Below are 15,452 nucleotides of genomic sequence, written 5' to 3'. Positions count from 1 at the left end.
TTCTAAGTGACCTTCCGTTTAATTTTTGGCAAATGCCATTGACGCCAGTAACCTATCATACGTAAGATGGTCAGAATCAAAACAAGCAAATAATAACCCGAATCGTTATGGACGATTTTAAAGTAAATCGCTAGCGCTGCTAAAATTGACCAACCTGCATAAACTTCGCTTCGTAACACCCCAGGTTTTCTCCCGGCTAAAACATCACGAACAATACCACCACCTGCACCGGTCAAAACTGCCGCAACAATGACTGCACTCAAGGGTTGATGCAATTTCACCGCATACATAGCCCCTTGCACGCTAAACGCCGCTAACCCGATAGCATCCGTCAATACTTCTGCCTTTCTCCAACCTTTATGAGTAATGATGTTTGGAAATACCATGATAAATAGCATAGCAACCAAGGCAAAATAAAATGCTTGACCTTGCGACCAAAGCGCACTAATGGGTAATCCTATTAAAAGATTACGAATGGCACCACCACCAAAAGCTGTTACAAATCCTAAGATAAATAATCCTAGAATGTCAAAATCTTCTTCCATGGCAACAATAGCTCCTGAAAGTGCAAAAGCAATCGTTCCGATAATACTTAAAATATCCCAAACATCTATTGTCATTTTCGTTCCAAATTCATTTTTTTCTTACTAGACTAGTTTATCATTTTTAACGCAAAAAAAAACAGCACTGAGTCTGTTTTTTTATGATTTTTGAAATTCTTTTAAATTTCTTTTCCAAGGGTGAATTTTGTTCCCTTGAGTGCTCGTTTTAGGGAGAGCTTGAAAGGATTTCCTGTGACGGTTGCTTGTTTTTTATCCAAATCAACAACCACTTTTTCAACGCCACGAACAGCTGACAATTTTTCTGTCACTGTTTTGACACAACCTTGGCATTTCATGCCAGTAACTTCATACGTTTTTTCCATGTGAAACTCCTTTGTTTATCATTAATTCAGTTTAATATATTTTAGGCGAAGGGCATTGAGGACGACTGAAACTGAACTAAATCCCATGGCAAGTCCTGCAATCATTGGATTTAACAGAGGTCCACCAAATAGATATAATACACCCATAGCGACAGGAATCGCTAAGATATTGTAGATAAATGCCCAGAAAAGATTTTCCTTGATAATTTTAATCGTTAAACGACTAATGCTCAAGGCTTTCAGAACATCTGAGATTTCTGGTTTCATGAGAATAATATCTGCTGATTCAATAGCAATGTCTGTCCCAGAACCGACAGCGATACCAATATCTGCTACCGCTAAGGCAGGTGCGTCATTTATCCCATCACCAACCATGGCAACCATTTTTCCTTGACTTTGCAAATCCTGAATGGCTTGCGATTTCTGGTCTGGTAGAACTTCGCTAATAACTTTTTTGATACCAGCTTGTTTGGCAATAGCTTGCGCTGTCTTGCTATTGTCACCTGTCAGCATGACAACATCAATGCCTTTTTCTTGCAATTTAGCGACGGTTTCTTTACTGTCTACTTTTAGCAAATCAGCTACGGTGATAAGTCCTAGTAGTTGTTCATTTGCCGAGATGTAAATCGGTGTTTGTCCTTTTTGAGTCGCAGCCAGCACCGCTTCTTGACTAGCGGTCAAGTCAACCTGATATTTTTCCATTAACTTGCGGTTTCCGACGTAAACTGTTTGTCCGTCAATATCGGCCTGCAAGCCAAATCCTGTTAAGGACTTAAATTGTGTGACCTCTGTCAAAGCTAACTTATCTGCGGATGCTTTTTCCACAATGGCTTGACTAAGAGGGTGTTCTGACAATTTCTCGATTGAGGCAACTTGTGCAAGAAGCTTATCTTTATCGCCTTGGTAAGCAAAAATATCAACAACTTGTGGTTTGCCTTGGGTGATAGTTCCTGTTTTATCAAAGACAATGGTATCGAGGTGGTGAGCATTTTCAAGGGTATCACCGCGTTTATAGAGGATACCATTTTCAGCACCGCGACCAGTTCCGACCATAATCGCTGTCGGTGTTGCAAGACCAAGCGCACAAGGACAAGCAATGACAAGAACCGCAATGGCAACTTGGAGAGCAAAGACAAAAGTTTGTCCCATAATCAAGTACCAGAAAATGAAGGTGACAAGCGCAATCACGATAACAGTTGGAACAAAAACACCTGCTACCTTATCCGCAATTTTCGCAATCGGTGCTTTGGTCTGCTGCGCATCCTCAACCAATTTAATAATTTGGGCGAGCAAGGTTTCATCACCAACTTTTTCAGCACGAATGGTTAGCGCCCCTTGTCCATTGATTGAAGCACCATAAACCTTATCCTCTGTGACTTTCTTAACTGGGATACTTTCCCCTGTCAACATTGACTCATCAACCGCTGAGTGCCCTGAAACCACACTACCGTCAACAGGGATTTTTTCCCCAGGTTTTACTAAAATGAGGTCCCCAACGCGCACGTCCTCAATCGCAACAGCTTGTTCCACACCGTCACGGATAACCGTTGCTTCTTTAGCTGATAATTTCACCAATTTTTGAATGGCATCTGACGTGCGACCTTTTGACAGCGTTTCAAAGTATTTCCCGAGAGTGATTAAGGTCAAAATCACCGCAACTGATTCAAAATACAGCATATGCGCGTGGTGGCTATGCCCCAGTATAATATGATAAACACCGTAAAGGCTGTAAACGAAGGCAGCCGTTGTTGCCAAGGCAACCAACGAGTCCATATTAGGATACCCTTTAAACAATGAGCGGAAGCCATTGACATAAAAACGACGTCCAAAATACATGACAGGAAACGTCAAAATCAGCTGAATCAAAGCAAAGTTCAATGGGTGAGCTGACATGCTAATGATTTCTGGTACCCAAAGCCCCACCATACTTCCCATAGAAATATAGAGGAGCGGTATCGCAAATAAAGCTGATAAAAGAAACTTATGCCACATATTCTGTGTGGCTTCACTTTGGCGCTCTGATTGACTCTTTGCCGTTGTCGGATCAAAAACGCTGGCGCTATAACCTGCATCTGCTACCGCTTTTTCAATTTCTTTTTCACTGACTAAGTCAGGATTATAATCCACCGTCATTTTTTCTGTTGTTAGATTGACAACAGCGGAGTCAACATGGTCTAGCTTTTTAACAGCATTTTCAACCGTTAAGGCACAAGCTGCACAGGTCATGCCGTCAATGACGAAAACTTCTTCTTTTGCCATTTATTTTCCTTTCCAATCTAACCCTAAGCACTCAAATGCTCTTTACAGCGACATTGCCCAGGGATGCAATTGCACGGCACTTCTTCAAGTGCCTCTTCTTTTTTGGACAATAGCAGAGCTTGCAAGTCGTTAATGTCTGCCATTGTCATCGGCGTTGTTTCCAAGAGATGTTTGATAATTACGGTATGCTTGCGCTGACAAAATTTATCAAAAAGCTCATCGGCTTGTCGATTAATAGCTTCTTCTTCAGAAACAAGTGTTGAATAAAGAAATGATTTACCCGATTTCTGTGTTGCTAAATAGCCTTTATCCACTAATCGTTTCAACAATGTCTTAACAGTAGAGGCTGTCCAGTCTGTCTTTTGCTCGAGAATTTCCAAAATCTGGCTGCTAGTTGTTTCCTCTTTCGTCCAAACAACACGCATGATTTCCCATTCTGCATTTGAAATTGACATTGTTACCTCCTTTAAAATAGTTTTGGTTTACTTTTGTAGATTCATTATACGATTATAGTTTACATTTGTCAACGATAAAAGATTAAAAAATAAAACACATTGCAAAAATTAAAGCAATCTGTTTCACCTAGCGTATTATTCTTATTTATCAAGCAGTTGTAAGTTTGGCCATTTTTCCTGCCAATCTTTCTTAGCAAGGCGTTCACGATAGACCTGCATCCGTTTCTTATCTGCTAAAAAATGCGGTGTCGGTTGCACGACAAAATTAACAATATCGTCATCACCATAAGGCAAAAACAGTTCCAACTCATCATTGTTCAATCTTGCTGCAATGGCTGTGCAACGCTCTGGATATTTGCTAACAGCATCTCTCGCATTTTGGTAAGGGAGCGTATTTGGACTATGGCTGTGCATATAAACCTGGTTCTTGATTTCCCATTGATAGGCTGGATAGCGCTGTTGAAGGTCTTGCTGAAGCACCAGCGTTTCAGCATAAGACACATTGACATCATAAAAAACGACATCTAAATCACTTGCTTGTATCAAGCCAGCTTTTCCTGACAAGACATTCCAAACATAATTGCGTAATGTCCCAGCTGCTAGCCAAGAATCCTGCAAACCCAGCTCTGCTATTATCCTAAGAATCATCATTAACTCTTCATCTTGCACAAATAACGCTTGTAAATCCATAAATCCCATCCTTCATTTCTGATAACTACTGATAACCTCTTCTAACGCTTGCAGACTATCGACAAAGATAACCTTTTTGCGGTCAAATGTCGTTAAAAATCCTGCACACACCATCTGATTAAATTGTTCTTTGAGGCTATCATAGTAACCGTTCATGTTAAAAAGCAAGCAGGGTTTGTCGAGTTGCCCAACACGCGCCCATGAAATAGCCTGAATAATTTCTTCAAGTGTCCCTGGACCGCCTGGAAATGCAACTAAAATGTCGCCCTCTTCCATTAAGAGACGCTTACGCTCATCCATGTTATCAACAATTTGCAAGTGTGTTAAGCCTTGGTGTGCCTTTTCACGTTTTTGCATAAAATCAGGCATGATACCATAGACTTTAGCCCCCTGTGCCAATGCCGTGTCCGCCAAAACTCCCATAAGCCCAGTTTTGCTTCCACCATAAACCAAACAATGGTCATGTTGAGCTAACCAATTCGCAAATGCGACAACTTGTTCATGATAATCTGGTGTATTTCCCATACTTGAAGCCAAATAAACTGTAATATTCATCTTTTTTATTTCCCCATTTCAAAAAAACACTTTTATTATAACACAAAAGAACCCGCCAATTAGCGAGTTCTTAATTGTTTTTCTATTTTTAACTGAAATGGAAAGCTATGTTATTTTTTAGTTTCCAAATCACGAAGCATTTGGTCAATTTTATTGCCGTATTCGATTGATTCATCTTTGATGAATGTCAAATCTGGAATTTTGTACATAGTTAAGTTGCGACCAAGTTCACGTTTGATAGTTCCTTTTGCTTTTTCAAGACCAGTTTGGGCTTTTTGATTATCTGACGCAAGTTCAGAGTGAATAGTGTAATACACTTTAGCCATTGAAAGATCTCCAAGCATTTGGACATCAGTAATTGTCACATCTTGAACACGTGGGTCACGAACTTTTTTCTGCAAAATTTCGTTTACTTCACGTTTAATTTCCATACCAACACGGTCAACACGATGATTAGCCATAAAATATCCTTTCTAGTTATTTTGATATTTCTTATTTTTCTAAAGAAGTCTTTTTAATACTTTCCTTAAGTGGTGCGGACGGCAGGTTCAATAGTCCAGTGGACTATTGAAGGAATCCAAGGAATTCCATGCCTAAGTTTTGAGCCTAAAGTCTCAAAACTTCCGAGTGGCTGAATAGTAGTAAATTCAGCCACTTTCACCACAGCGGTAAGTAGCGTCTTGTTGCTCGCTTCGCTCGCAAATAATCAATCAATAGACAAGACTTACAAATTTTAGAAATTATTTCATAAAAACTAAATTTGTTGATACTCTAAAGATAGCTACCACCGTGGTAAAACAAGACTGCAGTATGTAGCTCTGTTTTTACTAGAGAATTCTTGAAAGCTAGCCATCAACTGAAAGTCTGCTAGAGCTTATCATACGCCATTAGAAACTTTAGTCTCAATGGGAATTAACGTTTAATTTCTTCCATGATGTAGCCTTCGATGATGTCATCAACTTTAATGTCGTTGTAGTTTTCAATCATCAAACCACCTTCTTGGGCGTTTCCGATTTCTTTAACGTCATCTTTGAAGTGTTTAAGGCTAGCAAGTTTTCCGTCGAAGATAACGACACCATCACGGATGACACGGGCGTTAGCATCACGAGTGATTTTACCACTTGTAACCATGAATCCACCGATTGTACCAACTTTAGAAACTTTGAAAGTTTCGCGGATGATAGCTTCACCGATAATTTTTTCTTTGTATTCAGGGTCAAGCATACCTTTCATGGCATCTTCAACTTCTTCGATAACTTTGTAGATAATTGAATGAAGACGAATTTCTACTTCATCAGTTTCTGCTTGTTGACGTGCTTGTGGTGTAGGACGTACGTTAAATCCAATGATGAAGGCATTTGAGGCTTCAGCAAGGGTAACGTCTGATTCGTTAATAGCACCAACAGCTGAATGGACAACTGAGACTTTAACGCCTTCAACATCAATTTTAAGAAGTGAGGCAGCAAGAGCTTCAACTGAACCTTGTACATCGGCTTTGATGATAACATTAACAGTCTTAACTTCACCTGCTTTAAGCGTATCAAATAGGTTTTCAAGGCTAACACGTTGTGTTACTTGACGTTGTTTCATCAATGCACGTTTAGCACGTTCTTCACCAGCGGCACGCGCAGCTTTTTCATCTTCATAGACGGCGAAGTGGTCACCTGCCATAGGTACTTCATTCAAACCAGTGATTGATACTGGTGTTGATGGTTCAGCTACTTTTACACGACGTCCAAGGTCATTAACCATAGCACGAACACGGCCAAACGTGTTACCAACAACGATTGGGTCTTGAACGTGAAGAGTACCTTGTTGAACAAGAAGTGTTGCGATAGCACCTTTACCTTTATCAAGACGAGCTTCAATAACTGTACCAATAGCACGAACTGTAGGGTCAGCTTTCAATTCTTCCATTTCAGCAACAAGGAGAACTGTTTCTAGCAATTCATCAATGTTTTGACCAAATTTGGCTGAAATTTCAACAAATTCACAGTCTCCACCCCAAGCAGTTGAAATAATACCGTGTTCTGCCAGTTCACCAATAACACGTTCTGGGTTGGCTCCTGGTCTATCAATCTTGTTAATTGCAACGATGATTGGGACACCAGCAGCTTTAGAGTGGTTAATGGCTTCGACTGTTTGGGGCATAACACCGTCATCAGCAGCAACAATCAAGATTGTAATATCTGTAATTGATGCACCACGCGCACGCATTGATGTAAATGCCGCATGTCCTGGCGTATCAAGAAAAGTAATTTTCTTACCATTTTCAATAATCTGATAAGCACCAATATGTTGCGTGATACCACCAGCTTCGCCTGTAGCGACACGTGAATTACGAAGGGTATCAAGAAGGGTTGTTTTACCGTGGTCAACGTGGCCCATGATTGTAACAACAGGCGCACGTTCAACCATGTTTTCAAGGTTGAGGTAATCTTCATCTACGAAGAAGCGTTCGATATCAGCTTCGTCAACCTCAACTTTTTTATGAGCTTCAATACCATAATCAACCATCAGCAGTTCGATTGTATCGCTGTCGAGGGATTGGTTTTGTGTTGCCATAACACCCATCATGAACAATTTTTTAACAATTTCAGCTGGTTCGCGTTTAATACGTTTTGCGATTTCAGCGACTGTCATACCTTCAGTATATTCAAATTCTTTAGGCAATTCATGGAACTTACGCTCTGTTACAGGTTTTGGAGCATTATTACGATTATTTTTACCTTTTTTGTTTTTCTTATTATTATTCCAGTTACTATTTCTTTGATTTCTCACTTGGTTTTGATTATTCCAGTTTTTTCTATTTTTATTCTTGCGCGATTCGTCTTCATGACTGTAATCATGTGATTTTTCAGGACGAACTTGTTTCTTACGACGTTTATCAGCAGTTGGGGTAGGATGTTCTGCCACCACAGTTTGTGGAGCAGGCGCAACCTTTTTAACTACCGCTTTCTTCTCTTCACTCTTAGCTTTTGCCTCAACACGAGCTTTTTGTTCTTGCTCTTTTGCAGCAGTTGCTTTACGTTTGGCCTTTTCCTGCTCATAAATTCGTTTTTCGCTTTGACGTGAATACTCAGCATTTTGTTCAGCTTTTATAGCAGTGGCACGTGCTTTAAAGTCAACACGTGGTTTTGCTGCTTGCTGACGGTTATCACGTTGATCTCTTCGACTATGATTTTGAGGATTGTGATCGCGTTTATTCTGTTTGCGATTATTTTGAGTATTCCCTTGTCGGTCATTAGGATTTGAACGATCATCGCGACGCTGGTCGTTACGACGTTTTTTATCGCCACCATTAGCACGTCTTTCAGCTTCGGCTTTGGCACGTGCTTCACGCTCAGCCTTAAAATTACGGCTTTGTGGTTTTGATGGTGTTGCAGGAGTAGCTTTTGGAGCTCGTGCAACTGTTTTTTCAGATGCTTTTTCTACTTTAGGTTTAGCTGGAGTAGATTGAGGCTTATCTGAAAATTTTGCCACAATACGTTTGACATCAGATTCTTCCACGCTAGAAGAATGGCTCTTAACAGCAAGTCCTAATTCTTGAGCATATTCAACAATTTCTTTGCTTGATTTACCTAATTCTTTAGCGATTTCATATAATCTTTTCTTTGACAATTGATGTCCTCCTATTCTTTTAGTTCATAAGAGTCCTCATTTTCTTTGAAAATCCAGCATCTGCTATGGCTACCACTTTACGTGGTTTTCCAAGAGCAGCACTTAATTCCAGTGTGTTAAACACTGTAGAGACTTCTATTTTGTAATATTGACATTTATCAGCTGTTTTCTTTGTCAAATTAGCGCCAGCATCATTAGCAAGAAAAATAAGCTGTGCTTTTCCAGATTGAATCGCTTTGATAACTAACTCTTCACCAGAGATAACTTTTCCTGCTCGCTGTGCTAGACCAATTAAATTTGACAATTTTTCACGGTTATTCAAGACCCAACTCTCTTCTTTTTACTTTGTGATCAACGTAAGCAATTAATTCATCGTAAAATTCGTCAGGAACTTCCATTGAAAAACTACGATTAAACACTTTTTTGTTTTTAGCTTGGATTGCCTCTTCATTGTCAAGTTTGATGTAGGCACCGCGACCGTTTTTCTTACCAGTCGGGTCGATAAAAATCTCGCCTTCTTTATTCTTAACAATGCGAAGCAAATCGCGCTTATCAATTACTTCGCCTGAAACAACTGATTTTCTTAAAGGTATTTTACGTGTTTTAGCCATCAAACACCTCTATCTTTCTTTACTCTGCGTCGTTTGCTACAACTTCAGTTTCAACAGATTCAGCTGCTTCTTCAACAGGTGCAACTTCTTCTTGTGCTACAGCTGCGTTTGCTTCATGTTCAGCTTCAAGTGCTTCGTATTCTGATGCAGATTTGATGTCGATACGGTAGCCAGTTAAATGAGCTGCCAAACGAACGTTTTGTCCACGACGACCAATAGCAAGTGACAATTTATTGTCAGGAACGACAACAGTCGCACGTTTACTGTCCTCTTCGTCAAAAAGAACCATATCAACTTCTGCTGGCGCAATGGCATTGTAGATGAATTCCGCTGGATCTTCAACCCATTGGATAACATCAATATTTTCTTCGATTGGCACTTCAATACCAGCCTTAGCATCATAACGTTTTGGATGGAATTTGCTAATCACTTTCTTAATGTTGCTTCCACCACGACCGACAATAGTACCGATAGCATCAACGTTTGGATTGTGGCTACGAACAGCAACTTTTGTACGGTCGCCTGCCTCACGTGAAACGCTCATGATTTCAACTGTTCCGTCAAATACTTCAGGAATTTCTTGTTCCATAATGCGTTTGATGAATTGTGGGTGGCTACGGCTTACAAAAACGTTGACACCTTTTGGATTGTTTTCAACTTTGTAAACATAAACTTCAATACGGTCATGTGATTTGAAGGTTTCACCAGGAATTTGATCTTGGTGTGATAATTGCGCTTCAAGCGAACCAAGGTTAACATAGATGAAACGTTGGTCAAAACGTTCAACAGTACCAGTCATGATTTCGCCTTCGTGTTGTTTGTACTCATTGTAAGTTACTTCACGAATTTGACGGCGCATTTTTTCCATGATTGTTTGTTTAGCTGATTGAGCAGCAACTCGACCAAATTCAGCAACAGATTCTTCAAAACGAATTTTATCACCGAGTTCATAAGCTGAACTGATTTTCAACGCATCTGACAAACTGATTTCTAAACGGCTATCAAAAACTTCTTCAACAACTTCACGAACAGTGTAAACTTTAAAATCACCTTTTTTGTCATCGAATTCAATAACACATGATTCAGATTGACCATAACGACGTTTGTAAGCTGATTTCAAAGACTCTTTCACAGCATCAATGATGTCTTCTTTGTTAATGTGTTTTTCTTCTTCCAAAATACGGAAGGCTTCTAGCATTTCTTTGCTCATTGTTTTCATTGCTCTACATGGTCAGTAGAGCGTATCCTTTCGTCTATATCTAAATAAAATCAGATTGTAGTTTGTAAAACTTGACTACAATTTCACTGCCAAACGCGCTTTTGCAACTGTCGAATACGGAATTTCAACTGTTTTTTTCCGCGTTTTATCCAAATAATCAATGGTCAATGTGTCACCGTCAAAAGCAACAAGGTCCCCTTGGAATACCTTAACTTTATCAATCGCTTTGTAGAGACTAACATTGACATAAGAACCTACAGCTTTTTCAAGAGCTTCTTTCGTTTTTAACGGACGCTCTAAACCAGGGCTAGACACTTCCAACATATACTGCTCTGGAAATGGGTCTGGTTTAATGGCATCAAGCAAAGGGCTGATAATTTCAGTCAACTCTGCTGTATCATCTACCGTAATGCCTTCTGGCTTGTCAATTAAGATGCTAAGCACATAATCGCTCCCCATCTTCTCATACTCGACATCAACTAATTCAAACGGCTCTTTAATAGCTGGTGCAACCACTTCTGTAACGACATCAATGATTGTATTTGCGTTTGCGATAAGAATCCCCTCCTTTATCTTTTAAAATCAAAAATAGAAAGTTCACTACGATCACTTACTTCTACGAAGTGGACTTGTAGCGTCTCATCGTAGAACTTCGCTCTTAATCTCTTGTAATCACTAGCCTTTTTAGCTAAAATGAGATTTAAGCACCACAAGAGGCGAAGTCACAAACTTCGCCTCCTTCCTCTTATTTTCTATTATAATAGCACATTTTATCTGAAATATCAAGACTTATGCTTGATGAAGCTAGAAAACTTACCCTTTCCCAGCAAGAATGTCTGATACTTTATACAATCCTGGGGAATATGTCCGACCAAATAATTTTTTCGTCAAGGCATTAAACGTATAATGGTCATCTAAAATCAAGACTTCGTCATATGTTTTTAGAGTGCAATAAAGTCATCGTCTGTTAAATCGAAATTATCCCTAGTATCAATATTTTCATTCCAGAGGTAATACCTTGTTGCGCTGTCGCTGTACAATGCCATTAAATCTAAAAATTCTTGGTCAGCCGACACAAAATTATCTCTGGTATATCAACATTGGCATCCCACGGATAATAACAACTAGCATATTGGATAAAATAACTATCTACATGTTCTTTATCCGCCGTTACAACCAAAATTCTATCCGTTGACGAATCGCTCTGATTTCCAGTAAGCTGATGAATTTCTTTTGCGACCTCATTTGTTTCCTGATTGTTATTGTAAACAATGCTATTATTTTCTGCCAAGACCTAGATTATGTTTACTGATAATTTTTCATAAGGACTAGTATTCCTACCAAGATTGCTAAAACGATGAGATTGTCATGGCCAATCAAAACACCGTTATACACTGAGCGTATCAATAACATTAACACAGCAAAATACTTAATGATGCTTGATTAAAAAAATCCCTTACTTTTCCTAATACCATTACAGCCTCACCATTCTAAGTAGTTTTACTACCAGCAGCTTGCTCCCAAATATTCAAACTATAGTTATTATTTTTTAAATATTTATTAACATCGGTGAGAGTCTTTCCCATTCATAAATCTCAATAACATTACGATAATTGAGTACAAAAAATGCCCTGATTTTTTACATCATTATCTATAAAATAAAGGGCATCTTTTACTATTCAATTTTGTAAGGAGAGGAGGGGATTCGAACCCCCGAGCCCAATTGGACTACACGCTTTCCAAGCGTGCGCACTCGACCACTATGCGACCTCTCCGAAAGAAGCTTAGATAACCACTTCTTTAACCAGTCCACTAATTACTGAAATTGTGCTTCAACACGGTAAATGACTTGTCCTTTTTGAGAAAATTTTTCCTCATATTCAGTCATGACATTTCCCTCAAAATCACTAGCATGCAGATCTAACCAAACTTGTTTTAAAATCATGCCATATTGTGAGAAACTTGCCAAACTGTATTCAAACAAACCACGGTTATCCGTTTTGAAATGAATTTCACCTTGTTCTGGTAAAATTTGACGGTAAGTATCCAAGAATGTCTTATAAGTTAAACGGCGTTTTTCATGACGTTTTTTCGGCCATGGATCTGAAAAATTCAAATACATTAAATCAATCTCACCATCTGCAAAATAATTTGTCAAATCAGAGCCATCAACTAACAACAAACGAACATTCGGTGCTTGACTATCTAACACTTTATCTAAAGCATAGCTAAGCACAGATACTTGAATGTCAATTCCGATATAGTTAATATCTGGATTTTGCAAAGCCATTCCAGTAATGAAGGCTCCTTTTCCTGAACCTACTTCAATGTGGATTGGATTATCATTACCAAATACTTCGCGCCAACGTCCTTTGGCTTCTTCTGGATTTAAAATAACATAGTGTGGGTTATTTTCTAAGTGCTCCTCAGCACCCTTACGTTTTCTAACTCGCATTATTTCTTTTTACTAACTAACTCCCTAAATTTTCGTAAACCATAAATTTCTTGATTCACGTGCTCCATGTCACGCTTATCAAAACAGTTTAAAATTTGTGAAAGATATGAGAATTGTCCGTACCAAACAATTTTTTGGCGTACTTTCTCATTATCCTTGTAACCATAATAATTTAACCACTCATGCCAACGTGAATATGGAATGTAATGACTCAAAAGAAAGGCTACATCATACATTCTATCTGTCAATCGTACAGAATCCCAATCAACAAGGTAAATCATACCACTAGTCGTAATGACCCAGTTGCTATGCTTAATATCACCATGCACAATCGTTGCAACTTCTGAACGAAACTCTGGTAAACTGCGTTTTAATTCTTTGACGATACTTTGCAGATAAGTATTCTCTTGGATTTGAAGTGGGGCATTTTTTTCCCAATCCACCAACAAATCATAAGGATTTTCAATCTTATAGTTCAACTGTAACAGCTGATTAACTAGAGGGCGTGATTTGTGCAAACGCAAAAGAATATGGACAATTTGTTTACTCCCCATATCCTCTTTTGTCAAAATTCTACCATCAAGCCACTCTTGAGCACTCATTGTATCACCATTGCCAGTTCGACGTACCCACAATAATTGTGGTGCAATCTGTTCTTTAGCAAGTGCAGGCAAAATCGGTGTCGTATTCAATTTAATAAAGATTTTTTCACCGTTTGGATATTGACCAATAAAGGCTTTACCACTCTTACCTTGCAAGGGAGTCATTGTCAATTCTTGATCCGATACTGTCACCTGTCCGCCCTCCTTTTCTTTCGTGAATCGTTTGTTTACTCCTATTTTACTTGTTTTACAGCGCCTAGTCAATCATCTTATTGATTTTGTAAGGAAGATACCATTCTGTAATAATAACCGTTACCAAAATCAATAAGCCTGCTGCTTGCCAAGAAAACGTTAATAACAACTCCAAAAAGCCCAATAAATACGATAATTTTTTCAAAAATGTCTTTAAATTAGCCGCCTTTTGCTTTTCAGAAATTGGATAAAGATTGGTCAAATATTGATAATCAAAATGTTGGGATAGGGTTAATAATTGAAAAAGTAATAAATAATTAAAGACCAAAGCCAAGCCAACTGCTACCAAGCGATTGGAAATAAAGATAAGCGCAAGCAAGCTCAATGCGAGTAATCGCAAGGTTAAAGCAAAATAATCTGAACTCCGTAAAAACGCACGTAGGTATAAATTTGACCATGTTTTGGCATGTGTTTTTTTGACCAAACCAAGCAAACTATCCAAGTACGAACGACGTTTCACACTAGCTGAAATTCCCTTAACCGTTGTGAAAAGTGAAAAGAATTTAAGCACTCCTTGACGACGTTTTGCTTCATAAGAAATGGCAGCATCCCATGAAAATTTTCCTTGAGAAAAGAATACCTTGCTTTTTTCTTTCATTACAAGCCATTTCACAACCGCTAAAGCAAGCAATAAAATGCCAAAGGTAACCGTTGAAAAACCTAGTTTAAAGAAGATGGGAGCTAATAAAACAAGAATTGCCGTTTGCACGATTGTCCAAATCACAAAAGCACGACGTCTTGCCTGTGATAGCCATTGCAAAATCTCAATTTCTTTTGGCAAATAGAACAATTTATCAGGTGCTTCCAAATAAGTCGCAATCTTCCCAAGGCTAAGCAAAACAAGGATAACCAAGACCAAAATCACGTCAATAACGACTGTCTGACTTGGAAACTGACGTAACAGCTGGCTGTATTGAACCATCAGAAAGCCTGTTAAGAAAACCAAGACTAGCACAAAATGGTCATTAAAGACATAACGAAGATACTTTAAGCATTGCCCTAAAAAAGCACTACGGCGCTTTTGAAAAACTTCTTTCATATCACACCTCTTTAGTCAATGACATATAAATATCATTAAGCGTTGCTGTCTCATCACCAAATGCTTCACGTAGCTCTGCTAATGTACCAGTTGCACGAATTTTCCCTTGATGCAAAATCACAAAACGGTCACACATCTTTTCAGCAGCATCCAAAACGTGTGTTGACATCAAAATCGCTTTTCCTTTTGCCTTTTCTTGCGCCAATAATTCTGTCAAATCAGAAATTGCTAATGGGTCCAAGCCCAAAAAGGGCTCATCAACGATAAACAAACTTGGATTAACCATAAAGGCACAAATAATCATGACCTTCTGCTTCATCCCTTTAGAGAAATTAATCGGAAACCACTCTAATTTATCAGATAAACGGAAAAGTTCCAACAATTCTGTCGCACGCGCCATCGCCTCATCATAATTAAGGTCATAAGCCATTGCAACTGTTTCTAAATGTTCACGTAAAGTCAATTCTTCATATAAACTTGGCGTTTCTGGGATAAATCCAATTTTCTTACGATATTCTGCCTGATTCTGCGCCAAAGTCAAACCATCAATCGAAATTTGCCCTTGATATGGCGTTAAGAGCCCAATAATTTCATTGATTGTCGTTGACTTACCAGCCCCATTCAAACCAATTAAGCCAATAAGCTCACCATCACCAACTTCAAAAGAAATATTTTTTAAGACAGGGATGTTAATATATCCCCCTGTTATATTTTCAATTTTTAACATAAGATACCCACAAATTTTTGATATAATAATTATAACAAAATC

General features: G+C 38.7%; 16 protein-coding genes, 1 tRNA gene and 1 pseudogene. All 18 read right to left on the bottom strand.

Annotated features, from left to right (window positions below):
- Positions 1-2: 2 nt before the first annotated feature.
- The gene (locus CCC20_RS07800; RefSeq protein WP_003063429.1) at positions 3-620 is read right to left on the bottom strand and encodes a trimeric intracellular cation channel family protein; all 618 of its coding nucleotides are present in this window, start codon (positions 618-620) and stop codon (positions 3-5) included.
- Between the two features lie 101 nt (positions 621-721).
- Entirely contained in the window at positions 722-925 is a 204-nt protein-coding gene (locus CCC20_RS07795; RefSeq protein WP_003063427.1) for a heavy-metal-associated domain-containing protein, read from the bottom strand.
- 21 nt (positions 926-946) lie between these two features.
- Positions 947-3,184: a heavy metal translocating P-type ATPase gene (locus tag CCC20_RS07790; protein WP_287179884.1), complete on the bottom strand. Its 2,238-nt coding sequence runs from the start codon at positions 3,182-3,184 to the stop codon at positions 947-949.
- 23 nt (positions 3,185-3,207) lie between these two features.
- Positions 3,208-3,639, bottom strand: a complete 432-nt coding sequence (locus tag CCC20_RS07785) for a CopY/TcrY family copper transport repressor (RefSeq protein WP_013851489.1) — start codon at positions 3,637-3,639, stop codon at positions 3,208-3,210.
- A gap of 141 nt (positions 3,640-3,780) precedes the next feature.
- Entirely contained in the window at positions 3,781-4,329 is a 549-nt protein-coding gene (locus tag CCC20_RS07780) for a nucleotidyltransferase family protein (RefSeq protein WP_013851488.1), read from the bottom strand.
- A 12-nt stretch (positions 4,330-4,341) separates the two neighbouring features.
- The gene (locus CCC20_RS07775) at positions 4,342-4,884 is read right to left on the bottom strand and encodes an LOG family protein (RefSeq protein WP_013851487.1); all 543 of its coding nucleotides are present in this window, start codon (positions 4,882-4,884) and stop codon (positions 4,342-4,344) included.
- A 110-nt stretch (positions 4,885-4,994) separates the two neighbouring features.
- Positions 4,995-5,345 carry a 30S ribosome-binding factor RbfA gene (gene rbfA / locus CCC20_RS07770; RefSeq protein WP_003063416.1) on the bottom strand — a complete coding sequence of 117 codons (351 nt, stop codon included), beginning with the start codon at positions 5,343-5,345 and terminating at the stop codon, positions 4,995-4,997.
- Between the two features lie 451 nt (positions 5,346-5,796).
- Entirely contained in the window at positions 5,797-8,505 is a 2,709-nt protein-coding gene (gene infB, locus CCC20_RS07765; RefSeq protein ID WP_058692747.1) for a translation initiation factor IF-2, read from the bottom strand.
- 19 nt (positions 8,506-8,524) lie between these two features.
- Positions 8,525-8,827, bottom strand: coding sequence for a YlxQ-related RNA-binding protein (locus tag CCC20_RS07760; protein ID WP_003063412.1), 303 nt, complete (start codon positions 8,825-8,827; stop codon positions 8,525-8,527).
- Positions 8,820-9,116: an RNase P modulator RnpM gene (gene rnpM, locus CCC20_RS07755; RefSeq protein ID WP_003063410.1), complete on the bottom strand. Its 297-nt coding sequence runs from the start codon at positions 9,114-9,116 to the stop codon at positions 8,820-8,822. Before rnpM ends, CCC20_RS07760 begins: the two co-directional genes overlap by 8 nt.
- A gap of 19 nt (positions 9,117-9,135) precedes the next feature.
- Entirely contained in the window at positions 9,136-10,326 is a 1,191-nt protein-coding gene (gene nusA / locus CCC20_RS07750) for a transcription termination factor NusA (RefSeq protein WP_043910362.1), read from the bottom strand.
- A gap of 84 nt (positions 10,327-10,410) precedes the next feature.
- Positions 10,411-10,896: a ribosome maturation factor RimP gene (rimP, locus tag CCC20_RS07745; protein WP_172456429.1), complete on the bottom strand. Its 486-nt coding sequence runs from the start codon at positions 10,894-10,896 to the stop codon at positions 10,411-10,413.
- A 252-nt stretch (positions 10,897-11,148) separates the two neighbouring features.
- Positions 11,149-11,626, bottom strand: a pseudogene (locus CCC20_RS11425) (hypothetical protein); the annotation flags it as partial.
- Between the two features lie 399 nt (positions 11,627-12,025).
- A tRNA-Ser gene (locus tag CCC20_RS07735) sits at positions 12,026-12,110 on the bottom strand.
- A gap of 41 nt (positions 12,111-12,151) precedes the next feature.
- Positions 12,152-12,790, bottom strand: coding sequence for a tRNA (guanosine(46)-N7)-methyltransferase TrmB (gene trmB / locus CCC20_RS07730; RefSeq protein WP_003063401.1), 639 nt, complete (start codon positions 12,788-12,790; stop codon positions 12,152-12,154).
- A complete protein-coding gene (gene ccrZ / locus CCC20_RS07725) occupies positions 12,790-13,584 on the bottom strand; it encodes a cell cycle regulator CcrZ (protein WP_012961430.1) in 795 nt (264 codons plus the stop codon). Before ccrZ ends, trmB begins: the two co-directional genes overlap by 1 nt.
- Positions 13,585-13,648: 64 nt before the next feature.
- Entirely contained in the window at positions 13,649-14,683 is a 1,035-nt protein-coding gene (locus CCC20_RS07720) for an ABC transporter permease (RefSeq protein ID WP_003063395.1), read from the bottom strand.
- Position 14,684: 1 nt separating this feature from the next.
- Positions 14,685-15,410, bottom strand: coding sequence for an ABC transporter ATP-binding protein (locus CCC20_RS07715; protein WP_013851484.1), 726 nt, complete (start codon positions 15,408-15,410; stop codon positions 14,685-14,687).
- Positions 15,411-15,452 lie beyond the last annotated feature (42 nt).

Source organism: Streptococcus sp. LMAG:39 (genome assembly GCF_008680485.1).
Taxonomy (GTDB): domain Bacteria; phylum Bacillota; class Bacilli; order Lactobacillales; family Streptococcaceae; genus Streptococcus; species Streptococcus pasteurianus.
Note: the sequence above shows the minus strand (reverse complement) of the source record. Positions and strands in the feature narration are given on the sequence as shown.